This is a genomic window from Arthrobacter sp. 08Y14 (assembly GCF_002929455.1).
GTDB classification, from domain to species: Bacteria; Actinomycetota; Actinomycetes; order Actinomycetales; family Micrococcaceae; genus Arthrobacter_B; species Arthrobacter_B sunyaminii.
Map to the genome: position 1 here is coordinate 517924 of NZ_PJIX01000003.1, position 23351 is coordinate 541274.

Here is a 23351-nt window from a genome sequence, read left to right on the forward strand (position 1 = left end):
CCGGCGCCGGACAAGGGGCCGAAGGTGGACGTTTCCATGGCGCCCGAAGGACACATCCTGCTGATCCTCCCGCCCGGCGAAGTAGTCACCGGAACCATGGCCGCAGCGGCGAATGACGAAGTGGGGCGGCTGGCAGGCATCAGGAAGATGCCGATGCTGCTGGTTCTGACCGGCGTTGAAGCTGTCACCAGGAGTGCGCGCACTGTGTTCAGCAGTGCTCAGTCCCTGGCCGCCGTCGCGGTTCTTGGCATGACACCCGTGGACCGTGTCATCGCAAACTTCCTCCTGGGCGGAACCGTCCAGCCCTGTCCCACCCGCTACTTCTCGTCTGAACAGGAAGCCCTGGGCTGGCTGAGGAGGAAAAGCGTTGCCTGATGCCCGGCCCGGGAAACCGGCTGCGCCGGACATCGCACCGGAAACGCCGCAAGACGCCCGCCGTCCGCCCGAAGAAGACGGCCGTCTGAGCCAAGTTGTCGAAGGCATCATCCGAATAGCGTCAGGCGATCTCAGCACGCACATCCCCGTCTCCAAGGCCCGGGACCAGGTGGACGCCGTCATCACGGGCATCAATCTGCTGGCCGATGAACTCAACGAGGTCTACGCCGCCTTTGAAGAGCGGGTGGAAACACGCACCCGCGAGCTGCGCGAGGCACACCTGACCATGCAGAAGATGGCTATGACCGATCCGCTCACAGGCATCGGCAATCGCTCATCCCTGCACGAGGCGCTGACTGCTGCGGTCGCCAACCGCAGGGACGGCCAGCCGGGGCCGGCCGTCCTCCTGCTTGACCTGGACGGTTTCAAGGAAGTCAATGACAGTCTGGGGCATGATTCCGGGGACCTGGTGCTGATCGAGATTGCCGCACGGCTGGTGGCGGCGGCCGGCCCCGGCAGCGTTGTGGCACGCCTGGGCGGGGATGAGTTTGCCGTGCTGCTGCCGGTCTCCACCGTCCAGCAGGCACGCGGCACAGCGCTGAAAATCGTGGACTCCCTCAAGCAGCGCATCCCGTTGGAGGACATTGACGCCTGGACCGGGGCCAGCATCGGGATTCATCTGGCGGAGCCCCGTGAAGACGCCAGTGCAATCATGCTGCGTGCGGACACCGCCATGTACGCGGCCAAGGAGGACGTTCACCGGCGCATTAAAGTGTTTGAGCCGGTGATGCTGTACCGCAGGCAGCTGCGCCGCCAAACAGCGCGCGAGCTTCGCCAGGCCGCTTCGAATGGTGAGCTGTTCCTTGAATACCAGCCCGTGGTGGAGTTGCAGGGGGGCCGGCTGCAGGGCGTTGAAGCGCTGGTACGGTGGAACCATCCCAGCCGCGGTTTGGTGATGCCGGATGACTTCATCCCGCTGGCGGAAGAGACGGGGCTGATCGTCGGGATCGGCCGCTGGGTGCTGCACACCGCGCTGCAGCAGCTGGCACAGTGGCGCCCGCTGCTGCCCGCCGACGGGAAATTCCTGCTCCGGGTCAATCTGGCGGCGTCGGAACTGCAGAGCATGGATCTGGTGGACTTCGTGCGCGGCTCCCTGCGCAAAACGGGAGCGGAACCCGGGGAACTGGTCCTCGAGATTACCGAAAGCGCTCTTCTCTTGGGCGGTGACGTGGAGACCTACTCGCTGCGCTCCCTGCAGGCGCTGGGGGTTGGCCTGGAAATCGACGACTTCGGCACCGGCTATTCCTCCATCAGCTACCTGCGGCGGCTGCCGGTGGATACGGTCAAGGTGGACCGGTCACTTATTTCGGATATGGCCGACGACGACGGCCAGCTGAGGTTTGTGGCTGCGGTCCACAACCTGATCCGTGCCGCCGGGATGGACGCTGTCTTTGAAGGCATTGAAACCGCCAAGCAGGCACGGCAGCTGCAGGAGATGGGTTGCTGCTGCGGGCAGGGCTACTACTTCAGCAGGCCGCTTCCCGCGGTTCAGGTCACCGACCTGCTGCGGGAGGGGCGCACCCTCCCGCAGGCCGTCGTCGTTCTTCCCGGATAACTCCTGCCGCCGTTACAGCCCAGGTGCGGCAGCCCCGGCGTTACAGTCCCAGAGCGGCGTTCACGTCGGCGAGCACCGCATCAAGCCGGGCGCGGCCCTGTTCGCGGGCCGCCGGAAGGTCCGCAGCGGATTCCACCGGCACAATCACCTCGAGGTAGCACTTGAGCTTGGGCTCGGTGCCGGAGGGGCGGATGATCACCCGGGTGCCGTCAGCCGTGAGGTACTTCAATCCGTCGGTGGGCGGCAGCTCGGCGCTTCCCTCGGCCAGGTCCACGGCGGATTCCACGGGGGAGCCGCCCAGGGACACGGGAGCCTGGGCACGCAGCCGCGCCATCATCTCGCCCAGCAGGCCCAGATCGGAAACCCGGACGGAGAGCTGGTCGGTCAGGTGCAGCCCGTGCTCCAGGGCCAGGTCATCGAGTTCATCGAAGAACGTCCGCCCCTGCATCTTCAGGGCAGCAGCCATTTCGGCCACCAGGAGTCCGGCGGAAATGCCGTCCTTGTCGCGGACCAGGCCCGGCGCCACACAGTAGCCCAGGGCTTCCTCATAGCCGTAGGTCAGGTGGGGCACGCGGGAGATCCACTTGAAGCCGGTGAGGGTCTCAACGTGGGCAAAGCCGGCAGCTTCGGCAACGCGCGCCAGCAGGCGTGAGGAAACAATCGAGTTGGCGAAAACGACGCCCTTGCGCGTCTTTTCCCCGCGGACTTTCCAATGTCCCGAGGTGATGCGGCGGGTCAGATGCCGGCCCAGCAGGGCGCCCACTTCATCGCCGCGCAGCATCCGCCACTCGCCGTCGGCCGGGTTCAGAGCCGCCACGGCAACGCGGTCGGCGTCGGGATCATTGGCGATGACCAGATCGGCGTTGTGCTCGACGGCGGTTTCCAGTGCTAGGTCCAGCGCGCCGGGTTCCTCCGGGTTGGGGAAGGCCACGGTGGGGAAGTCCGGGTCCGGCAGAGCCTGGGCAGCCACCGGAATGACCTTGCGGAAACCGGCGTCCTTCAGCACGGACTTCATGGTTTCCCCGCCCACGCCGTGCAGCGAGGTCAGGACAATCTTCAGATCCCGTTCCGGGAACCGTTCGCGCGATGCCAGCCGATCCACGGCGTTGATGTAGTCCGCCACGATGGACTCGGACACGTCGGTCCAGCCTTCCGGGGCAATCTCAATGCTCTTCAGCGGCACGCTGTAGTCGATACGGGCGGCAATTTCGGCGTCGTACGGCGAGACAATCTGCGCACCCTTGCCCGGGCCCTTCACCGTCCGCCCGCCGAGGTACACCTTGTAGCCGTTGTCCGCCGCGGGATTGTGGCTGGCGGTGACCATCACACCGGCGTCGGTGTCCAGGGCACGAACGGCGTAGGCGAGCACCGGCGTCGGAAGCGTGCAGGGGAGCAGGAAGGTTTCGATGCCGGCGGCGCTGAACACGGCCGCCGTCTCCAGTGCGAAGGCGCGCGACTTGTGCCGGGCGTCGTAGCCGATCACGGCACTGGGGGTGTATTTGTCACCGGCCGTGTCCTGCAGGAACGAGGCGATGCCGGCGGCCGTGCGGCGCACCACCGCACGGTTCATCCGGCGGGGTCCGGCGCCCAATGCAGCGCGCAGGCCGGCCGTGCCGAATTCCAGCGTGCCGGCAAACCGGTCCGCCAGCTCTTCCGCGGCAGCTGCTGCCGCGGAAGCATCGGCGGACAGCTCAGCGAGCAGTCCCCGCAGCTCGGCGGCTGTTCCGGAATCGGGGTCTTCATCCGCCCAGCTCTTGGCGGCGGTCACAAGCTCGTTCAGCTCGGTGGGATTCAACGTCATGGGATGTACCTGCGGATCGGGGATAGGAATGAAGCGGCGGCCGTTAGAGCTTGCCGATGATGTCAGCCAGCAGCCGGGAAATCCGGGGGCCTGCAGCGGCTCCGGCTTCCAGGACCTCGGTGTGGCTGAGCGGCTCCGGGCTGATGCCGGCGGCCAGGTTGGTGACCAGCGAGATGCCGAACACCTCCATGCCGGCGTGCCGGGCGGCGATGGCCTCGAGCGCGGTGGACATGCCCACCAGGTCTGCGCCGATGGTCTTGGCGTACCGGACTTCGGCGGGCGTTTCGTAATGCGGACCGGTGAACTGGGCGTAGACGCCTTCATCCAGGGACGGGTCCACGGTGCGGGCCAGCTCGCGCAGGCGGGAGGAGTAGAGGTCCGTCAGGTCCACGAAGGTGGCGCCTTCCAGCGGGGAGGTGGCGGTGAGATTGATATGGTCGCTGATCAGAACCGGGGTTCCGGGCTTCCAATCGGGGTTCAGGCCGCCGCAGCCGTTGGTGAGAACCATCACCTTGGCGCCGGCCGCGGCTGCGGTGCGGACTCCGTGGACGACGGCGCGGACGCCCTTGCCCTCGTAGTAATGGGTGCGTGCGCCGAGAACCAGTGCGCGCTTGCCCGACGGCGTCAGCACGGACCGGATTGTCCCCACGTGCCCCTGCACAGCGGGGGCGGAGAAGCCCGGAATGTCCGTTGCGTTGAGGGTGGCAGTGGTCTCGCCGATCAGTTCGGCGGCCTCACCCCAGCCGCTGCCGAGGACCAGGGCAATGTCATGGTTGGGCACGCCGGTTTCCTCGGCAATGTACTTGGCGGCCTGCTGGGCTAGTTCAAAAGGATCGTTGCTCACTGGTCCAACCTACCGTGACTTATGCGTGCGCCGCATGGTGGCTGAGCTTGGGGCGGACCTTCCGGCGTTTGAGCGGGCGGCGGGGATGGGACAGAATGGACAACTGTGACGACCCAACTTGATTTTACTGCCCGAAAAATTGCGATCCTCGGCGGCGGCCCGGGAGGATACGAAGCCGCCATGGTAGCCGCGTCCCTCGGGGCGGACGTCACCATTGTGGAGCAGGACGGATTGGGCGGCTCAGCCGTGCTGACCGACGTCGTGCCTTCCAAAACCCTGATTGCCACCGCCGACGTGATGACCCGCTTCGCCTCGGCCTCTTCCCTGGGCGTGGACTTTGGCTCCACCGGGCAGCCCGCGGTGGCGGACCTGAAGATGGTCAACAACCGGCTCCTGGCCCTGGCCAAGGAACAGTCCAATGACATTCACCGGACCCTTGAGCGGGTGGGGGTGAAGGTCATCACCGGCAAGGGCCGGCTGTTGGACAACAAGACCCTTGAGGTTGTCACGAAGGACGGCACGCAGACTGTTGAGGCTGAGGCGCTGCTGATTTCGGTTGGCGCCAGCCCGCGTGAGCTGGAATCCTCCATGCCCGACGGCGAACGCATCTTCACCTGGAAGCAGGTCTACAACCTCACCGAGATCCCCGAGCACCTGATCGTCATTGGCTCGGGCGTCACCGGCGCGGAATTTGCGTCCGCCTACAACGGTCTGGGCACCAAGGTCACGCTGATCTCTAGCCGCGACCGGGTCCTGCCCGGCGAAGACGCGGATGCCGCCGTCGTGCTGGAGGACGTGTTCCAGGCCCGCGGCATGACCGTGCTGAACCGCTCCCGCGCCGAGTCCGTGAAGAACACCGGCAACGGCGTGCTGGTCACGCTCGACGACGGCCGCACCGTGGAAGGCAGCCACTGCCTGGTGGCCGTGGGCGCCATCCCCAACACGGCAGGGATTGGCCTGGAAGAGGCCGGCGTGCAGCTCGATGACCGCGGACAGATCAAGGTCGACGGCGTTTCCCGCACCACCGCCTCCAACGTCTACGCCGCAGGCGACTGCACCGGCGTGTTCAACCTTGCCTCCGTGGCGGCGATGCAGGGCCGGATCGCCATTGCGCACCTGATGGGCGACGGCGTGAAGCCGTTGAAGCTCAAGAACGTCGCCTCGAACATCTTCACCTCCCCGGAGATTGCCTCCGTGGGCGTGTCCGAGCAGGACATTGCCGAAGGCCGCTACCAGGGCGACGTCATCAAGCTCTCGCTGCACACCAACGCACGGGCCAAGATGATGGAGGTCAAGGAAGGCTTCGTGAAGATCATTTCGCGCAAGGGCTCCGGCACCGTCATCGGCGGCGTTGTGGTGGGCCCGCGTGCGTCGGAGCTGATCTTCCCGATCGCCATCGCGGTAACCCAGAAGCTGCACGTTGATGACCTGGCCAACACCTTCACGGTGTACCCGTCGCTGACCGGCTCCATTTCCGAAGCTGCCCGTCGCCTGCACGTGCACATGTAGGTTCCCGTCCGGCGGCAAGGCCGTCAGGGTTTCCTGTTTGGGGCGGTTTCCCGTCCTGCTAAGCCCGCGTCCGCGGTGGAATTGGTCCACTGCGGAGGCGGGCTTTTTGCTGCCCGGGCCGAGCTGGTGGAGCCGCTTCGCCCGTCTGTTGAACAGATAACGGGGCCATTCCGGGGCCAGAAGCCCGTTATCTGTTCTATGAATGACCCAGCAAGAAGGATCCTCCCCGAGCGGCCGAGGATGCCGGCCGCGCGAACGTCCGGGGCGTCGTCGTCGGGCACTGAAAGGTCCGCAAAAGGCATCGTGTCCAAATAGTGGACACGATGTCCGAATGGTGGGATATGGCTCATAGCATTGTGCAAATAACCTCACTCCCACTGAGAAAGACCTCCAATGTCTACTACCGATCCCTCCGCGACACCTACGCCGGCACCGGCGCCGGCAAAGGCCAACACCAAGGGCCGGGTGATTGTCGCCAGCCTCGTCGGAACGTCCATCGAGTTTTATGACTTCTACGTCTACGCGACCGCAGCGGTCCTCGTTTTCCCGCGCCTGTTCTTTCCGAATGCGGAGGGCGTGACGGCCCTGCTGAGTTCGTTCGCGGTCTTCGGCGTGGCCTTCATTGCCCGCCCGCTGGGATCCATTGTTTTCGGCCACTTCGGCGACAAGGTGGGACGCAAGGGAACCCTGGTGGCCTCGCTGCTGACCATGGGAATTGCCACCTTCCTGATCGGCTGCCTGCCCACGGCCCTCACTCCGGGCTGGACCATCCTGGGCCCGGCACTGCTGGTGGTCCTGCGTTTTGCCCAGGGCCTGGCCCTCGGCGGCGAATGGTCCGGAGCCGCACTGCTGGCTACGGAAAACGCGCCGGCCGACAAGCGTGCCGTGTGGGGAACCTTCCCGCAGCTCGGCGCTCCGATCGGCTTCATACTGGCCAACGGCCTGTTCCTGCTGCTGAGCTTCCAGCTGACCAGCGACCAGTTTGACGCCTGGGGTTGGCGCGTTCCTTTCCTCGCCAGCGCCGTCATGGTGATCATCGGCCTTTATGTCCGGTTGAAACTGGTGGAGACCCCGGCCTTCCAGAAGGTTGTCGACTCCGGCGAAGTGAGCAAGATGCCGCTGAGCCGCGCGTTCAAGTACAGCTGGCGCCAGATGATTGCCGGCACGTTCATCATGCTGGCCACGTACGTGCTGTTCTACCTGATGACCACCTTCACGCTCTCCTACGGCACCGCAGCCAAGAGCGAGGAAGCCGCCCGTGCGGCGGCCGAGAAGACGGGCAAGACCTTCGACCCGGACACCTTCGCCGCCGGCCTGGGCTACGCCCGCAACGACTTCCTGATCATGCTCATCATCGGCGTGGTGTTCTTCGGAATCTTCACCCTTGTGTCCGGTCCGCTGGCCGAGAAGTTTGGGCGCCGCAAGACGCTGCTGGTGGTCACCGCCGGGATCTTCCTGTTCGGTTTCACCTTCTCCCCGCTGCTGGGCGGCGGAACCGCCGGCGTCATGGCGCTGCTGATCATCGGCTTCACGCTGATGGGCCTGACGTTCGGGCCGATGGGCGCCATGCTGCCCGAGCTGTTCCCCACCAACGTGCGGTACACCGGGTCCGCGATCGCGTACAACGTCTCCTCCATCCTGGGCGCGGCAGTGGCTCCGTTCATCGCCGTGGCACTGTGGCAGGCGGCCGACGGCAGCCCGTGGCTGGTAGGTGTGTACCTGTCCTCGATGGCCGTGCTGACGCTGATCGCACTGTTCGTCACCAAGGACACCAAGGACGTGGACTACACGAACCACTCCAGCTAACCCCGCAGCCTTAACGACAACGGCTCGGTCCCCGGTGAAGGGGGCCGAGCCGTTTTGTTGTTGCCGTTGTTGCCGGGGTCAGTCCAGGATCGACGCGATCACAGCACCGGCGGACACCGTCGCACCGGGCAGTGCGCTCAGCCCCGACACGGTGCCGGACTTGTGCGCGGTGAGCGGCTGTTCCATCTTCATGGCTTCGAGTACGACGACGAGATCACCTTCGGCGACCTGCGCACCGTCCTCTACGGCCACCTTGACGATGGTGCCCTGCATGGGGGACGTCAGGTCGTCGCCGGTGGCGGCAGGGTTGGCTCCGCCACGGCTGCGCGAGGACTTGCGGGCCTTGCCGTTGGCGCCGGCTCCGCGGTTGCCCGTGCCGTTGGAAGCGCTGCCGTTGCCGCCGAGTCCGGCCGGGAGCACGACGTCGAGCCGCTTGCCGCCTACCTCCACGGTGACGCGCTGCCGGCCGCCGTCGTCGTTCCGTGAATTCTGCTCACCGGACCACGAGGGGATGTTGTTGACGAAGTCGGTCTCGATCCAGCGGGTGTGGACCTTGAACGGGCCGGCCGCCGGGGCGAAATCCGGATGCGCGACCACGGCGGCGTGGAACGGCAGCACGGTGGGCATGCCGGTAATTTCCATTTCGGCCAGGGCACGGCGGGCGCGCTGGAGGGCCTGCTCGCGGGTGGCGCCGGTGATGATCAGCTTGGCGAGCATGGAGTCGAAGTTGCCGCTCACGGTTTCGCCGGCTTCGATGCCCGAATCCACGCGCACGCCGGGGCCGGTGGGCAGCTTGAGCGTGTCCACGGTGCCCGGAGCGGGCATGAAGCTGCGGCCGGGATCTTCGCCGTTGATGCGGAATTCGAAGGCGTGGCCGCGGATCTCGGGATCGCCGTAGCCGAGCTCCTCGCCGCGGGCCAGCCGGAACTGCTCGCGGACCAGGTCCAGGCCGGTGACTTCCTCGGACACCGGGTGCTCAACCTGCAGGCGTGTGTTGACCTCGAGGAAGGAGATGGTGCCGTCGGTGCCGACCAGGAACTCGCAGGTGCCGGCGCCCTGGTAGCCGGCTTCGCGCAGGATGGCCTTGGAAGCGTTGTACAGGCGCTGGTTCTGCTCTTCCGTCAGGAACGGAGCGGGGGCTTCCTCCACCAGCTTCTGGTTGCGGCGCTGCAGCGAGCAGTCGCGGGTGGAGACGACGACGACGTTGCCGTGCGCATCGGCCAGGCACTGGGTTTCCACGTGGCGCGGGGCGTCCAGGAAGCGCTCGATGAAGCACTCGCCGCGGCCGAATGCTGCGGTGGCTTCGCGGACGGCGGAGTCGAACATTTCGGGGATTTCTTCGCGGGTGCGGGCCACCTTGATACCGCGGCCGCCGCCGCCGAAGGCTGCCTTGATTGCCAGCGGCAGGCCGTGCTCGTCGGCGAAGTCCAGCACCTCCTGGGCGTTCTTCACCGGATCGGCGGTGCCCGGCACGAGCGGGGCGCCAACCTTGGCCGCGATGTGGCGGGCCTGGACCTTGTCACCGAGCTGGGAAATGGCGTGCGGGGACGGGCCGATCCAGGTCAGCCCGGCGTCGATGACGCGCTGGGCAAACTCGGCGTTTTCGGAGAGGAAACCGTACCCGGGGTGGATGGCGTCGGCGCCCGACTTGCGGGCGGCGTCGAGGATCTTGCCCATGTCCAGGTAGGACTCAGCGGCGGTGCTGCCGCCCAGGGAGTAGGCCTCGTCGGCGAGGCGGACGTGCAGGGCGTCCCGGTCGGGGTCGGCGTAGACGGCAACCGAAGCCAGGCCTTCATCGCGGGCGGCCCGGATGACCCGGACGGCGATTTCGCCGCGGTTGGCGATCAGGATCTTGGTGATGCTGCGGGTGCTGATCTGCGTGGTCTGGGTGGCGTCCTGCGGGTCCTGCAGGGTGCCCTGCGGGGTTTCCTGCAGGCTGCCGGCGGGTGCGGGGTTGAACTGGCTCATTGAATGCACTGGCTCCTTTTGATCTGTTCGGAGCCTAGCGCGATTTTGTGGTTTCCAGCCATATTGCGTGCTGTTTCTGCGTGGGACACCCGGTTTCGTTGTGGGGACCCTACAATCCAGTGCCGTTCGTACGGGCGGGCGGGGGCAGGGCTACGGATTGCACCGGGCTTTGCGGATGTCCGCCCATGGTGCCGGGAGGCGCGGGCTGTGGATATCTTCTGCACCCGGAGCCGATTCGTTGCGTAATAGAGGCATGCGTCCCAGCCGCCCTCTGCCTCCCGAGCTGTTGAGTCCCTTTACGCTCGCCCAAGGACTGGCCGCAGGAGTGAGCGCTGACCGTCTCAGGGGTTCGGATCTTCAAACGCCGAGCCGGGCAATACGGGTGCCGATACATGAAGAACCGACGCTTCTTGAACGATGCAGGCCTCATGTGCAACTCGTGCCTGGGGCTGTCATCAGCCACATCACTGCCGCACGCATCCACGGAATGGTAGTGCCACGCCGAGAGGAAACCGATGCCACTCTCCACCTGAGCAGGGAGCCGTCGCAGGCAGTGCCTAGACGGCGGTGGGTTACGGGGCACCGGCTTGCGCTGACCGGCCGGGAGATCGTCACTGTCTCCGGGATGGCTGTGACGTCGGTGGAGCGGACCTGGCTCGATTTGGCCTCGATGCTCTCCGTTGATGAGCTGGTGGTTGCCGGGGATCATTTGGTGAGCGAGCACCACCGTTCGTTCGGGCCGCCCCGATTCGCGGTTGTCACTTTCGCCGAACTGACTGCTTATCTGGACTCCAAGAAGTGGCTGCCATACCTACAGCGTGCACGCGATGCGTTGTCGTTGGTGCGGGTAGGAGTAGATTCACCGCCTGAGTCCTGGCTGCGGTTGCTGCTGCATCACGAAGGAATGCCGGAGTTTGTTCCGAATTATCCGCTGGTGAACGCTCAGGGGCATCCGGTGGTGTGGACGGATTTAGCCTGCGAGCGGTTCCGCACCTGCCTGGAGTACGACGGGGGTCATCACCTTTCGCCGGAGCAGCAGCATAGCGACCATCGGCGTGATCTTCTCACAGCCGAAGTTGGCTGGCACCAGGTGAAGATCAGCAAAGAAGACATGAGACGCGGAAAGGCCGCTGTCCTCACGAAAGTGCAACGGGGATTGAGGATGGGAGGGTGGATTCCTGATCCTTCGTGCAGATGACGGGCTTTGCCAAAATCCTTCGTGCAGATATCGGCCTTATAAGCGCAGTTTCGGGCGGTTTGAGCCCGTGATCTGCACGAAGGATTCCGGCGGACCCGGTTTGAGCCCGTGATCTGCACGAAGGATTCCCGGAGGACCTGGCACTTCGGAACCCAGGAACGCGCCGAAGCAGGCAGGGAACCCTACCGGTCCCAGAGGTCAGTGATCTTGACGCCGGCGCTGGCGAGCAGCTCGCGCAGCATCGAGACGGAAAGGCCGACGACGGCATGCGGATCGCCGTCGACCTTCTCGATGAACGCTCCGCCCAGGGAGTCGATCGTGAAGGACCCGGCCACCTGCAGGGGCTCGCCCGTGGCGACGTAGGCGTCGATCTCCTCGGCGGTGAGCTTGGCGAAGTACACCGAGGCGGAGCTGACGCCGCCGAGCGTAGCACCGGAGCCGCCGTCGTCTTCCGTGTCGCGGCAATCCACGAGCCAGTGTCCGGTGTGCAGCACGCCCACCTTGCCGCTCATCCGGCGGATGCGCTCGCGGGCCACTTCGGGTTCCCAGGGCTTGCCGTGCGCTTCGCCCTCGAACTCGAAGACCGAGTCGCAGCCGATCACCAGGGATCCTTCGGCCTCGGGCAGCGCAGCAACGGCTTCGGCTTTGGCGCGGGCGAGCAGCAGTGCGGTGTCGTGCGGGTCCGGTGTACCGTAGCGGGCGGTGACGGCGTCTTCGTCGACGTCGGACACGAGCACGGAATGGGCAATTCCCGCGTTGGTCAGCAGCTTGGTGCGGGCGGGGGAGGCGGAAGCGAGGATCAGGTTCAGGTCAGTCACCCCTCAAGCCTAACTGGGCCGGTGCAGGGGCCCGAAACGTGAGAAGGCCGCCCCGGAAATCCGGGACGGCCTTCACCGCGACAACAATCAGTACATCAACGCGCCTGGGCGGAGCCGGGCACCGTGGCCTCGACGGCGTCGGTCACCTCGGCGGCAACCTCTTCGGAGTCGTCGGCAAACGGATCGCCGTTGCGCCTGGCGTTGTACATCGGCAGGTCCAGCAGGCCGTTGCGCTTGGCGACGATAGCAGGAACGACGGTCTGCCCGGCCACGTTCACGGCAGTGCGGCCCATGTCCAGGATCGGGTCGATGGCCAGCAGCAGGCCCACGCCGGCCAGCGGCAGGCCCAGGGTGGACAGGGTCAGGGTCAGCATGACGACGGCGCCGGTGGTTCCGGCGGTCGCGGCAGAACCCAGCACGGAGACCAGGGCGATCAGCAGGTAGTCGGTGAAGCCCAGATCAATGCCGAAGAACTGCGCCACGAAGATCGCGGAGATGGCCGGGTAGATCGAGGCGCAGCCGTCCATCTTGGTGGTGGCGCCCAGCGGCACGGCGAAGGAGGCGTAGGCCCGGGGTACGCCGAGGTTCCGCTCGGTGACACGCTGGGTCAGCGGGAGGGTGCCCACGGAGGAGCGGGAAACGAAGGCCAGCTGGATGGCGGGCCAGGCGCCGGAGAACCACTGGCGGATGGACAGGCCGTGGGCCTTGATGAGCACCGGGTAAACCACGAACAGGACAATGGCCAGGCCAACGTAGATGGCGATGGCGAACATGCCCAGTGAACCGATGGTGTCCCATCCGTAGGTGGCCACGGCGCGGCCGATCAGACCCACGGTGCCCAGCGGAGCCAAGCGGATGATCCACCACAGGACCTTCTGGATGACGGCCAGCGCCGAGGCGTTCAGTGCCAGGAACGGGGCAGCGGGCTTGCCGACCTTCAACGCGGCAATGCCGACGGCGATCGCGATGACCAGTACCTGCAGCACGTTGAAGTTCATGGCGGTGGAGGCGGCGCCGGACTCGGCGATCGAGGTGCTGGCGGTCAGGCCCAGGAAGTTGGCCGGAATCAGGCCGGTCAGGAAGCCCATCCAGCTTCCGGTGCCGCCCTGGTATTCGGCGGGCGGCTCGGCGTCGGCGTTGGCACCGGGCTGCATGATGACGCCCAGCAGGATGCCGATCACCACGGCGATAAGTGCCGTGATAGCGAACCAGAGCAGCGTCTGCCAGGCCAGGCGGGCGGCGTTGGACACCTCACGCAGGTTGGCAATGGAACTGACGACGGCGGTGAAGATCAGGGGGACGACGGCGGCCTTCAGCAGCGAGACGTAACTCGTGCCGATGGTGGTCAGCGTGGTCGTCAGCCAGTTGGGCTCGCCGTCGCCGACGGTGCCCATGTTCTTGGCCAGCAGGCCCAGCAGCAGGCCCGCGATGAGGGCGATGATGATCTGCGGTCCGAACGCAGTCATCCAGCGGGGCAGCCTGCGGCCGGAGGAAGTCTTGGGGGAGGGGGTCTGTGTGGTCACCTAAAGATGCTAGTAGGCAGTCTTTATCAGAGGAGATTGCTCGTTGCGAAATGTTACGCCGCAGAATTGGCACGGGCCGCGGCGGATCAAGCGAAAACCCCCGGGATATGGCGGTGTGCTGCCTACCCCGGGGGTTATTCCGGCTCGTACTGTGATGAATATCGCTCTGAAAGTGGCGGGGGTTACGCCTCCAGCAGTGCCCGGCGCAGCGTGTCCAGTCCCACGGACCCGAGCTCCAGGGCTCGGGTGTGGAAGCGTTTCTGGTCGAAGTCCTCGCCTTCCCGGCTGCGCACCTCGTCGCGGATCTGCTCCCAGAGCCGCTGGCCCAGCTTGTAGGCGGGGGCCTGTCCGGGCCAGCCGAGGTAGCGGGTGAACTCGAAGTTCAGCTGCCCTTCGGAGATGGCGATGTTCTGCTTCAGGAACTCGTATCCCTTTTCGGAGGTCCAGGTTCCGGAGCCCCAGCGTTCGGGGATTTCCAGTTCCAGGTGCACGCCGATGTCGAAGACCACGCGGGCGGCCCGCATGCGCTGGGCATCCAGCATGCCCATCTTGTCGCCGGGATCGCTGAGGTAGCCCAACTCGTCCATGAGCCGCTCGGCGTACAGGGCCCAGCCTTCGCCGTGTCCGGAGACCCAGCAGATGTTGCGGCGCCAGTTGTTCAGCAGCCCGCGGGCCGCCGTCGCCGTCGCGATTTGGAGGTGATGTCCGGGAACACCCTCGTGGTAGACGGTGGTGGTTTCCTTCCACGTGGTGAAGGTGTCTTCACCGGCGGGGACGGACCACCACATGCGGCCCGGGCGGGAAAAATCGTCGCTGGGACCGGTGTAGTAGATGCCGCCTTCCTGGGTGGGGGCAATCATGCACTCGATCTCGCGCATGGGCCCGTCAATCTGGAAGTGGGTGCCGGCGAGGTCCTGTACGGCGCGGTCCGCCAGGCCCTGCATCCAGGCCTGCAGCTCATCGGTGCCGTGCAGCTGGCGGTCGGGATCCTCGTCAAGCAGGCGCATGGCCTCTTCGACGGTGGCGCCGGGCTTAATCTGCTCGGCCACGGCTTCCTGCTCGGCAATGATGCGGTCCAGTTCGGCCACACCCCACGCGTAGGTTTCTTCCAAATCAACGGCGGAGCCCAGGAAGCGGCGGGACATCAACGCGTAGCGCTCCCGGCCGACGGCGTCCTTTTCCGGTGCTTTCGGCAGCAGTTCGTTTTCCAGGAACGCGGCCAGGTTGCGGTAGGCGGCGCGGGCGGAGTCGGCACCGGTGCGCAGAGCAGCGTTGAGGCTCTCGGGAAGGTCGCCGCCGTCGGCCAGTGCGGCACCGGTGACGTAACTGTCAAAGAAGCCGCCGTCTTCGGCGTACTTGGTGGTTTGCTCCATGACAATCAGCACCTGGCGGCGGGCCGGCAGCAGGCCGCGCTCGCTCCCGGCACGCAGGGAGGTGATGTAGCCGGAGACAGCGTCGGCAACGTTGTGCAGGCGGCCGGCAATGTGCTGCCAGTCCTCCACGGTGGCAGCAGGCATGAGGTCGAAGATCGACCGGATTTCCTGGGCCGGGGACGCGATGTTGTTCAGGTCCGAGAGGTTCCAGCCGGACTCGTGGATTTCCAGTTCCAGGCCCAGGCGCTCGTGCATGGCGTCGAGGGTTACCCGGTCAACGTCGTCGGTCGGCTGCAGGCCGTCCAGGCGTTCCAGGGTCTCGCGGATGGCTTCGGCAACGGATTCCAGGCCGGCAGGGGAATAGTCCGCGTATTCGGTTTCGTGGCCGGGGATGCCCAGCGAGGTGGCTAGGGACGGATCCAGCTGCAGCAGCGTCTCGGTGAAGGCATCGGCAACGGCGTCGATGGCGGTCGGCTGGCGGGTGTGCGAGCCAGCGAAGGACAGGGGATCTGATGAAGGAGTCTGTTGGGTCACAGGTGAAGCCTAACCGGTCCCTCGGACATCCCCGGATGAATGAAATCACAACGTAACGCAAACAGTTGCCCCGCGGGCCGCCGGCTAGCGGAAGCTGCGCCGCCAGGAGCCGGGGCCGGGCTTGGGCGCCAGGCTGAGCATCCGCCGCCGGTGCCAGGTGCGGCGGGCGGATTCCGGCGCAGGGCGCGCCACGCCGTCGTCTGCGCTCAGGCCCATCACGACGGCGGCCAGCGCCGCGAGTTCCTCCTCGGACGGGTTTCCCGCCAGCACGGAGAACAGGGGAGGCTGCGGGGGTGCGGCCTGCGGTTCCCGGCCCCAGGTGTCCGGCATATCCCAGGCCGTCACAGCGGGATGTTCCCGTGCTTCTTGGCCGGCAGCGACGCGCGCTTGTCCCGCAGTGCGCGCAGCCCGCGGATCAGCTGGAGGCGGGTTTCGGAAGGGGCGACGACGGCGTCAACGTACCCGAGCTCGGCGGCCTGGTACGGGTTGAGCAGCTCTTCCTCATACTGGGCGATGTAATCCGCGCGTGCCTGCTCAACGCTTTCACCGGCGTCGGCCGCCTGCTTGAGCTGGCCGCGGTAGAGGATGTTCACTGCGCCCTGGGCGCCCATGACGCCAATCTGGGCCGTGGGCCAGGCGAGGTTCAGGTCCGCACCGAGCTTCTTGGAACCCATCACGATGTACGCGCCGCCGTACGCCTTGCGGGTGATGACAGTGAGTTTGGGAACCGTAGCCTCGGCGTAGGCGTAGAGCAGCTTGGCGCCGCGGCGGATGATGCCCTGGAACTCCTGGTCCTTGCCCGGCAGGAAGCCCGGCACGTCCACGAAGGTGAGGATGGGGATGTTGAAGGCGTCGCAGTGGCGGACAAACCGGGCGGCCTTTTCGGAGGCGGCGATGTCCAGGGTGCCGGCGAACTGCATCGGCTGATTCGCCACGATGCCCACCGTGTGTCCTTCGACCCGGCCGTAGCCGATCATCACGTTGGGGGCGTAGAGGGCCTGCATCTCCAGGAAATGGCCGTCGTCGAGCACCTGCTCAATGACCGCGCGCATGTCGTACGGCTGGTTGGCCGAATCCGGGATGAGTTCATCCAGGGCAAGATCGCCGTCGTTCAGTTCCATGTCCGAAGCGAACGCTGCCAGCGGAGCCTCGGCAAGGTTGTTGGACGGCAGGAAGTCCAGCAGTTCGCGGACAAACTCGATGGCGTCCTCTTCATCGGAGGCCAGATACGCGGAGGTGCCGGTGTTGGCGTTGTGCTGCCGGGCGCCGCCGAGGGTTTCCATGTCCACGTCCTCGCCGGTGACGGTCTTGATGACGTCGGGCCCGGTGATGAACATGTGGCTGGTCTTGTCCACCATGACCACAAAGTCGGTCAGTGCGGGGGAGTAGGCAGCCCCGCCGGCGGACGGGCCCATGATGAGGGAGATCTGCGGGACCACGCCGGAGGCATGGACGTTGTTGCGGAAGATGTCCGCAAACATGGCCAGTGAGGCAACGCCTTCCTGGATGCGGGCGCCGCCGCCGTCCAGGATGCCGACGACGGGGCAGCCGTTGCGCAGGGCATGTTCCTGGACCTTGACGATCTTCTCGCCGTTGACCTGGCTCAGCGATCCGCCGTACACGGTGAAGTCCTGGCTGTAGACCGCGATGGGCCGGCCGTCCACGGTGGCGTAACCCGACACCAGGCCGTCGCCCAGCGGCTTCTTCTTTTCCATGCCGAACGCGGTGGACCGGTGTACGGCGAGGGCATCGAATTCGACGAAGGACCCGGCATCAACGAGCATCTCGATGCGCTCGCGGGCAGTGTGTTTGCCCCGGGCGTGCTGCTTCTCGACGGCGGCCGGACCGGACGGCATTTGCGCCTGCTCCTGGCGGCGGCGGTACTCTGCGATCTTGCCGGCTGTGGTCTGCAGATCAAGGTCCTGGTCGATGCTCATCTGGTCTCCGGAGTGCGCAGTGGTTGGGGCATGTGCCGTGCGGTATTGGTGCGGCATTTCTGCGTTAAGTAGGAATTGCACAACGCGCACGGCGATTTATCCAGTCTAGTGAGGTCATTCACCGGTCCCCGGTGTAGGGATCCTACAATTTCGCACCGTTGCCCTTGGCCTGGTGTCCGCGGGGCGAGCGTCTCTTGTTCGTCCCCTGATGACGGTGCAGCCGTAACAGTAGGGGTGCTGTGAAAGGATTTCTCCCGACCTGCAGGGGTTGCCGGTCCACTGGGGGAGGTGCTGGACGCCGTGATGGAAACGGACTTATGGGTGGTGCTGCAGGCGGCTGCTTTGGTGACTGCCGGTTTTGGTGTCTGGATCCTGGCGCGGGCCTGCTGGGACTATGCCGGGGTTCCGGCGCTCCGGGACGCTTATCTGGAGCTTGTCGCTGCCCGGATGCAGGAGCTTGGCTGGGGGACGGTACCGGCGGAGCTAGGGTTTTCCAGGGCTGCTTGGCCTGTCCAATCTGTGCTGTCAGGGAAGTCTGTGCGGTCGGGGAAGTCTGTGCTGTCTGTTCGTTCGGTGCTGCCCGATCGTTCTGAGGCCAACGTCCGTCGCCGGGATGCCGCATTTCTCCGGCGAACCCGGCGCGCCCTCCTTTCCCGACCGCTTGAATCCGAACGCGCTGCGTCGCAGAAGGCTCTGCTGCAGCTGATCAGCCGGCCGGCTCTTTCGCCGGCACAGCGGATACCGGCAGCCGACCTGCTCCCGGAGCTGGCCCAAACGGTGGCCGCCGCAAACACGCTCCAGGATTTGGCCCGCACCGAGCGGTTGCAGGGCGCAGCCGTCCGACGCCTCCTCCGTCGGGAGGCCCCCCGCCGTTTCCGTGCTGTCTTTCTCCCGGGCATGGCCCGGTATCTGGATTTCGTGGGTCGGGGAAGCTCACTAGGACTGGCTCTTGGTGTCCTGCTGGGCGGCGGATTGACCGGCAACGCGGATTTGGTCGGCGCATTGACCGCCGTGTGCGGCGTGGCTGGAGCAATCTTCTTTACCTTGACGGTCATCCGCTGCGAGTCTCGTTCCTGGCCCGTCGGCGAATCCGGCGTGTGGCTGCGCCTTGCCCGCAGGTATCCGCAGGCTTATTTCCTGCTGAGGCTGGCGCTGGCGACGGTGGTGGTGCTGTTCGCGCTGTACCTCGTGCAGGGGTAACGGGTGCTGCTGGATTCCTTCGTGCAGATAACGGGCCCAAAACCCGCTTTTGGGCCGATATAAGCCCCGGATCTGCACGAAGAATTCGGGCATTCCCCCGCATCTGCACGAAGGATTCTGGTGACGCGGCATGAGGAGGGTGCAGGCAGGCCCGCTGAACATCGCCTGGCGAAACGCGACCGCGGAACTCCCATGCCGGGAGTACAGCGGACCGAACCGAAATTGGATGTTACTGGCGAGTAACATAATGGGCCCGCGTGCATTAGCCTGTTGCCATGACCTCTCTCACACCTGAATCCACGACCCGTTCCCTCGCCGGGCGCACCATCCTGATGTCCGGCGGCAGCCGCGGCATCGGCCTGGCCATCGCCCTGCGCGCAGCCGCCGACGGCGCCAACATTGCCATCATGGCTAAAACCGCCGAGCCGCATCCCAAGCTGCAGGGCACTGTCTACACTGCGGCTGACCAGCTGAACGCGGCCGGCGGCAAGGCCCTGCCGATCATTGGCGACGTGCGGAACGACGACGACGTCGCCCGCGCCGTGGCCGAAACGGTGGAGGCCTTCGGGGGCATCGACATTGTCGTCAACAATGCCTCCGCAATCGACCTGCGCGGCACCGATGACATGACCATGAAGAGCTATGACCTGATGGCCGACATCAACACCCGCGGCACGTTCATGCTCTCCAAGTTCTCCCTGGATGCCCTGCGCCGGTCGGAGAACCCCCACATCCTCACGCTCTCGCCCCCGCTGAACCTGGATCCCAAGTGGGCCGGATCCTATCTGGCCTACACGATGGCCAAGTACGGCATGTCGCTGACAACGCTCGGACTCGCGGAGGAACTCAAGGACGACGGCGTCGCGGTGAACTCGCTCTGGCCTGTCACCGCCATTGACACCGCCGCCATCCGTAACCTCGGCGGCGAGACCATGGCAGCCGCCTCGCGCAGCTCCGACATCATGGCCGACGCGGCCCACGCCGTGCTGACCCGGCCCAGCCGCGAAGCCACCGGCAACTTCTACACGGATGAGCAGGTGCTGCGCGAAGAGGGCATCACCGATTTCCGTCCGTATTCACTCGGCGCGCCCGAGGACAAGCTCATGCAGGACTTCTTCCTCTAGGTCACCGAAGGACACCGAACCCTGCGGCCGGATCCGGCCGCAGGGCAATGTCGGCGGGCCCGCGTAAGATCGAAGGCATGCAACTGCGTTACTCCAGCATGGAAAGACCCGGGCTCGACCAGGAACGCCTCCGGGCTGCACTCGTGGCGCCGCAGGGACCCCTGGCGCAGCTGGATGTGGTGGCGGAAACCGGCTCCACGAACACTGATTTGGCAGAACGGGCGCGCCTGCGCCCCTCCGACGTCCCCGATCTTTCGGTCCTGACGGCGGACATGCAGACGGCCGGCAGAGGCAGGCTGGGCCGCACGTGGGAGGCTCCGCCGCGCTCGTCGCTGTTTGTCAGCGTCCTGCTCCGTCCGGTGAACGCCGAGGGCCGTCCGCTGCCCACCCAGTCCTACGGCTGGCTTTCGCTGCTGGCCGCCCTGGCCCTGGCCGAGTCAGTGGCCCGGCGCACCGGCGTCGAGGCCCGGCTGAAATGGCCCAATGATGTCATGGTGGACGGGCGGAAGCTTGCCGGCGTCCTGGCGCAGCTGGTGATGGACTCTTCCGGCGCCCCTCCCGCCGTCATAGTGGGAGCGGGCATGAACGTCTCCCTCACCGACGAGGACCTGCCGGTGCCCACCGCAACGTCGCTGCTCATGGAATACGCCTCCACCACTGACCGCAACATCCTGCTGGAGGACTACATCCGGGAGCTGGCGGACAAATATGCCCAGTTCCGGGCGGTCGACGGCGATGCCTCCCGCCCGTGGGCGGACGGCACCTCGCTGCTGGAAAAGATCAGTGCCCGCATGGCAACCCTGGGCCAGGAGGTCCGTGCCGAACTTCCCGGCGGCAAGTCCCTGACGGGCCGGGCCGTGGCCCTGGACGCGTACGGATCACTGGTCCTGGTGGACGAAGCCGGTGAGCGGCATGCAGTCGTTGCCGGCGACGTGGTGCACCTGCGCGCCGTTCAGGCGTGAGCATCCGGCTGAATCTGGCGCCGGGGGAGCGGATCATCGTGGCCAGCAGGCCGCACGCCCGCCAGCTGGCCTGGCCCGTGGTCCTGGCCGTGGTGGTGTGTGCGGCGGCCGGTTTCGGCTACGGCTACCTTGACCGGGACGCCCTGCCCGGACAGGTTGCCGACTGGCGCGGCTACCTGCAGCCCGCCGTCGTCGTCATTGCGGCCGTCCTGCTGGCCCGGTTTTGTGTGCCTCCCGTGCTGCGCTGGGCGTTTTCGCGGTACATCGTGACCAACCAGCGCCTGATCCACCGGCAGGGCGTGCTGCGGCGGCGGGAGCGCGAACTGTCGCTCGCCTCGGTCTTTCAGCTGGAGGCGTGGCAGACCGTTCCGGACCGCATGCAGCGCTCCGGAACGCTGGTGGTGGATGTTGGCTACGGCCAGACGGTGCATTACGAACATGTCCCGGAAGTGCACAAGTTCAAGGCCATCGTGCTTGCTGCCATAGGCCAGCTGCCCATGACCGCCATGTTTGATGGTGTAGATATTGATGGAGATGGGGAATACGACTACGAAGGGAGGGGCGATGAGTGAGGAAGGCCGCGACGTCGGTGCGGATCCCGAACCCATGACCCTGTCCATGCCCGCTGTCCGACCCCGAGTCCAGCCCGAAGCTGCGGCAGAGCCGGACGCGGAGCGCGGCTCCGGCGAGCCTGCAGGCACAACCAACCCTGCTGTCATTGACCGCGAGGACGTGCGGAAGCTCGAAGCCCAGCTGATCGGCGGACCGCGAACCCTCAAACGGCGTGAGGCTGCCGCTGAAGCCGGTGTCTCCCTCCTGTCCGCCCGCAAGCTGTGGCGCGCGATGGGCTTTCCCAACCTCGACGACGACGCCGTGTTCTTCACTGAGCAGGACCGCGAGGCCTTGACCACGGTCATTGAACTCGTCCGTGACGAGCAGCTGACCGAAGAGGCAGCTATTTCGATCATGCGCTCGATCGGCCAGATGACGGACCGCATGGTGGTGTGGCAGATCGAGGCGCTCGTTGAGGAAATGGTGGTCCAGCGCGGAATTCCCGACGCCGAGGCCCGCAAGGCCCTCGTGGCCGCATTGCCGGCCCTGATCGAACCGCTGGAAAAGACCCTGGTGTACGCCTGGAAGCGGCAGATGAACTCCGCCGTCCAGCGGCTGGCACTGCGCGCCGAGGCCGGTCTGGCCAGCCATGACGGCTCCGCTTCGGACGATAACCCGCTGCCGCTGGCCCGCGCCGTCGGCTTCGCGGATCTGGTGTCCTATACCTCCCTGTCACGGCAGATGAACGAAAAGACCCTTGCCCAGATGGTCCAGCGCTTTGAGCACAAATGCGCTGAGATCATTTCGGTGGGCGGCGGCAGGCTGGTGAAAACCATCGGTGACGAAGTGCTCTTCAACGCGGAAACCCCTGAAGCCGGAGCCGAGATTTCACTGGCGCTGGCCAAGGCCTTCACCGAGGATGAGCTGCTGCCGGCGGCCCGGGTGTCCCTGGTTTGGGGACGGGTGCTGTCCCGGCTGGGCGACATTTACGGTCCCACCGTGAACCTGGCATCGCGTTTGACGTCCCTGGCCGAGCCTGGAACGGTGCTGACAGATGCCTCCACTGCAGCTGCTCTGCGGAACAATGACCGGTTTATCCTCATTCCGCACCAGCCCCGCAACGTGCGCGGATTCGGTGAGATCCATCCGGTGACCCTGGCCCGCGGGACCGGACCGGGCCTGATCCTGGACTAGCCTGAACCTGGACTGGCCTGAACGGGGCTGCACCGGAAAAGTGCGGCACTTGCAGGGACGGCACGGAATGTTGGCAGCCGGCATCGGGCCGCCACCCAGCAGATTCCGCTAGGGTGATGTGACAAGGCGTAATATGTGTCACTGCTGTGGTCCACACAGCGGGCAGCTTCCGGATAGGGCGTGAATGAACTCCGACGAAACGACATCCCCGGGTTTGGAACTCCGTGCAGTCTTTGGCTACGCCTCAGACCGCGGTTTACGCCGGGAACAGAACGAGGATTCGCTGATCGCCGCGGATCCCGTGTTCGCTGTTGCCGACGGCATGGGCGGACACGAAGCCGGGGAAGTGGCGAGCAGCATCTGCGTCCGCACCCTGGGCGAAGCGGCGTTTGTGGGTGAACACCTTCCGGAGGTGGGAGCCGACGAGCTGCGGGCACTTCTGCGCGAAGCCGACACTCGAATCCGCGAGGCCACCGGGGGCCGTGCCGGCACCACGGTGACCGGAGCGGTCCTGGTCTCCGGGGACGGCGTTCCGTGCTGGCTGGTCTTCAATGTGGGAGACTCCCGCACCTATCGGCTGACCGGCGGAGCGCTGGAACAGATCACCGTGGATCACAGTGAGGTCCAGGAACTGGTGGACATGGGCCAGATTACGCCCGATGAAGCGCTCATCCATCCGCGCCGCCACGTCGTGACACGCGCACTGGGAACAGGCAGCGACACGCAGGCAGACTACTGGCTGATCCCGGTGGAACCGGGCGACCGTCTGCTGGTCTGCTCCGACGGATTGACCGGGGAAATCAGCGACGGGCAGCTGCAGCAGATTCTGTCCACAGTGGCCAACCCGCAGGATGCCTGCGCCGCCATGGTTCAGGCGGCGCTGCGGTCCGGCGGGCGGGACAACATTACGGTGCTGGTGGTGGACGTCGAGACGGCTAACGAACGCACCGGACAGGCCGCCGCAGGCGTGTCCAGTGCAGCGGAACCGCAGCCGGCAGCTGTCGCGACGGAATCGTAA

The 23351-nt window shown here is 65.9% G+C and carries 19 protein-coding genes; 11 read left to right on the forward strand and 8 right to left on the reverse strand.

The window, feature by feature from the left end:
* Positions 1 to 24 precede the first annotated feature (24 nt).
* A complete protein-coding gene (locus CXR03_RS14740) occupies positions 25 to 375 on the forward strand; it encodes an STAS/SEC14 domain-containing protein (protein WP_146070537.1) in 351 nt (116 codons plus the stop codon).
* On the forward strand, positions 368 to 1990 hold the full coding sequence (locus tag CXR03_RS14745) for an EAL domain-containing protein (protein ID WP_308470586.1): 1623 nt from the start codon (positions 368 to 370) through the stop codon (positions 1988 to 1990). The genes CXR03_RS14740 and CXR03_RS14745 overlap by 8 nt, the downstream gene beginning before the upstream one ends.
* Positions 1991 to 2030: 40 nt before the next feature.
* Here CXR03_RS14745 and CXR03_RS14750 read toward each other — a convergent pair whose 3' ends face one another.
* Together CXR03_RS14750 and CXR03_RS14755 are read right to left on the reverse strand one after the other, a co-directional pair.
* The gene (locus CXR03_RS14750) at positions 2031 to 3791 is read right to left on the reverse strand and encodes a phospho-sugar mutase (RefSeq protein ID WP_104104493.1); all 1761 of its coding nucleotides are present in this window, start codon (positions 3789 to 3791) and stop codon (positions 2031 to 2033) included.
* 43 nt (positions 3792 to 3834) lie between these two features.
* Positions 3835 to 4635: a purine-nucleoside phosphorylase gene (locus CXR03_RS14755; RefSeq protein WP_104055272.1), complete on the reverse strand. Its 801-nt coding sequence runs from the start codon at positions 4633 to 4635 to the stop codon at positions 3835 to 3837.
* 105 nt (positions 4636 to 4740) lie between these two features.
* On the opposite strand from CXR03_RS14755, the gene CXR03_RS14760 reads away from it, so the two are divergent.
* A complete protein-coding gene (locus tag CXR03_RS14760) occupies positions 4741 to 6144 on the forward strand; it encodes an NAD(P)H-quinone dehydrogenase (RefSeq protein WP_104055273.1) in 1404 nt (467 codons plus the stop codon).
* Positions 6145 to 6537: 393 nt separating this feature from the next.
* Entirely contained in the window at positions 6538 to 7950 is a 1413-nt protein-coding gene (locus CXR03_RS14765) for an MFS transporter (protein WP_104104494.1), read from the forward strand.
* A gap of 78 nt (positions 7951 to 8028) precedes the next feature.
* Here CXR03_RS14765 and CXR03_RS14770 read toward each other — a convergent pair whose 3' ends face one another.
* Complete coding sequence (locus CXR03_RS14770) at positions 8029 to 9918, reverse strand: acetyl/propionyl/methylcrotonyl-CoA carboxylase subunit alpha (protein ID WP_104104495.1); 1890 nt, start codon at positions 9916 to 9918, stop codon at positions 8029 to 8031.
* A 625-nt stretch (positions 9919 to 10543) separates the two neighbouring features.
* On the opposite strand from CXR03_RS14770, the gene CXR03_RS14775 reads away from it, so the two are divergent.
* Positions 10544 to 11116 (forward strand): endonuclease domain-containing protein, encoded by a 573-nt coding sequence (locus CXR03_RS14775; RefSeq protein WP_104104696.1) that lies wholly within the window; start codon positions 10544 to 10546, stop codon positions 11114 to 11116.
* A 182-nt stretch (positions 11117 to 11298) separates the two neighbouring features.
* Here CXR03_RS14775 and CXR03_RS14780 read toward each other — a convergent pair whose 3' ends face one another.
* From CXR03_RS14780 to CXR03_RS14800, 5 genes are all read right to left on the reverse strand, one after another.
* Positions 11299 to 11934: a nucleoside triphosphate pyrophosphatase gene (locus CXR03_RS14780; protein ID WP_104104496.1), complete on the reverse strand. Its 636-nt coding sequence runs from the start codon at positions 11932 to 11934 to the stop codon at positions 11299 to 11301.
* A 95-nt stretch (positions 11935 to 12029) separates the two neighbouring features.
* Complete coding sequence (locus CXR03_RS14785; RefSeq protein WP_258073667.1) at positions 12030 to 13457, reverse strand: dicarboxylate/amino acid:cation symporter; 1428 nt, start codon at positions 13455 to 13457, stop codon at positions 12030 to 12032.
* Between the two features lie 182 nt (positions 13458 to 13639).
* Positions 13640 to 15334, reverse strand: a complete 1695-nt coding sequence (locus tag CXR03_RS14790) for a DUF885 domain-containing protein (protein ID WP_104104697.1) — start codon at positions 15332 to 15334, stop codon at positions 13640 to 13642.
* Between the two features lie 114 nt (positions 15335 to 15448).
* Positions 15449 to 15709 (reverse strand): acyl-CoA carboxylase subunit epsilon, encoded by a 261-nt coding sequence (locus CXR03_RS14795; RefSeq protein WP_258073668.1) that lies wholly within the window; start codon positions 15707 to 15709, stop codon positions 15449 to 15451.
* Positions 15706 to 17301, reverse strand: a complete 1596-nt coding sequence (locus tag CXR03_RS14800) for an acyl-CoA carboxylase subunit beta (RefSeq protein WP_104104499.1) — start codon at positions 17299 to 17301, stop codon at positions 15706 to 15708. Before CXR03_RS14800 ends, CXR03_RS14795 begins: the two co-directional genes overlap by 4 nt.
* A gap of 555 nt (positions 17302 to 17856) precedes the next feature.
* Here CXR03_RS14800 and CXR03_RS14805 point away from each other — a divergent pair.
* The 6 genes from CXR03_RS14805 (at position 17857) to CXR03_RS14830 (ending at position 23351) form a co-directional block, all read left to right on the forward strand.
* Complete coding sequence (locus CXR03_RS14805) at positions 17857 to 18501, forward strand: hypothetical protein (RefSeq protein WP_146070538.1); 645 nt, start codon at positions 17857 to 17859, stop codon at positions 18499 to 18501.
* Positions 18502 to 18776: 275 nt separating this feature from the next.
* Positions 18777 to 19625, forward strand: coding sequence for an NAD(P)-dependent oxidoreductase (locus CXR03_RS14810; protein ID WP_104104501.1), 849 nt, complete (start codon positions 18777 to 18779; stop codon positions 19623 to 19625).
* A gap of 77 nt (positions 19626 to 19702) precedes the next feature.
* The gene (locus CXR03_RS14815) at positions 19703 to 20587 is read left to right on the forward strand and encodes a biotin--[acetyl-CoA-carboxylase] ligase (protein WP_104104698.1); all 885 of its coding nucleotides are present in this window, start codon (positions 19703 to 19705) and stop codon (positions 20585 to 20587) included.
* A complete protein-coding gene (locus tag CXR03_RS14820; RefSeq protein ID WP_104104502.1) occupies positions 20584 to 21159 on the forward strand; it encodes a PH domain-containing protein in 576 nt (191 codons plus the stop codon). The genes CXR03_RS14815 and CXR03_RS14820 overlap by 4 nt, the downstream gene beginning before the upstream one ends.
* On the forward strand, positions 21152 to 22333 hold the full coding sequence (locus CXR03_RS14825) for an adenylate/guanylate cyclase domain-containing protein (protein WP_258073669.1): 1182 nt from the start codon (positions 21152 to 21154) through the stop codon (positions 22331 to 22333). The genes CXR03_RS14820 and CXR03_RS14825 overlap by 8 nt, the downstream gene beginning before the upstream one ends.
* 184 nt (positions 22334 to 22517) lie before the next feature.
* Entirely contained in the window at positions 22518 to 23351 is an 834-nt protein-coding gene (locus tag CXR03_RS14830) for a PP2C family serine/threonine-protein phosphatase (protein WP_104104503.1), read from the forward strand.

Bases quoted from the DNA above. Each gene is read 5' to 3' on its own strand.
- CXR03_RS14775 (WP_104104696.1), top strand. From the start codon at position 10,544: ATGGCTGTGACGTCGGTGGAGCGGACCTGGCTCGATTTGGCCTCGATG.
- CXR03_RS14810 (WP_104104501.1), top strand. From the start codon at position 18,777: ATGACCTCTCTCACACCTGAATCCACGACCCGTTCCCTCGCCGGGCGC.
- CXR03_RS14830 (WP_104104503.1), top strand. From the start codon at position 22,518: ATGAACTCCGACGAAACGACATCCCCGGGTTTGGAACTCCGTGCAGTC.
- CXR03_RS14765 (WP_104104494.1), top strand. From the start codon at position 6,538: ATGTCTACTACCGATCCCTCCGCGACACCTACGCCGGCACCGGCGCCG.
- CXR03_RS14800 (WP_104104499.1), bottom strand. From the start codon at position 17,301: ATGAGCATCGACCAGGACCTTGATCTGCAGACCACAGCCGGCAAGATC.
- CXR03_RS14770 (WP_104104495.1), bottom strand. From the start codon at position 9,918: ATGAGCCAGTTCAACCCCGCACCCGCCGGCAGCCTGCAGGAAACCCCG.
- CXR03_RS14815 (WP_104104698.1), top strand. From the start codon at position 19,703: ATGCAACTGCGTTACTCCAGCATGGAAAGACCCGGGCTCGACCAGGAA.
- CXR03_RS14750 (WP_104104493.1), bottom strand. From the start codon at position 3,791: ATGACGTTGAATCCCACCGAGCTGAACGAGCTTGTGACCGCCGCCAAG.
- CXR03_RS14825 (WP_258073669.1), top strand. From the start codon at position 21,152: ATGAGTGAGGAAGGCCGCGACGTCGGTGCGGATCCCGAACCCATGACC.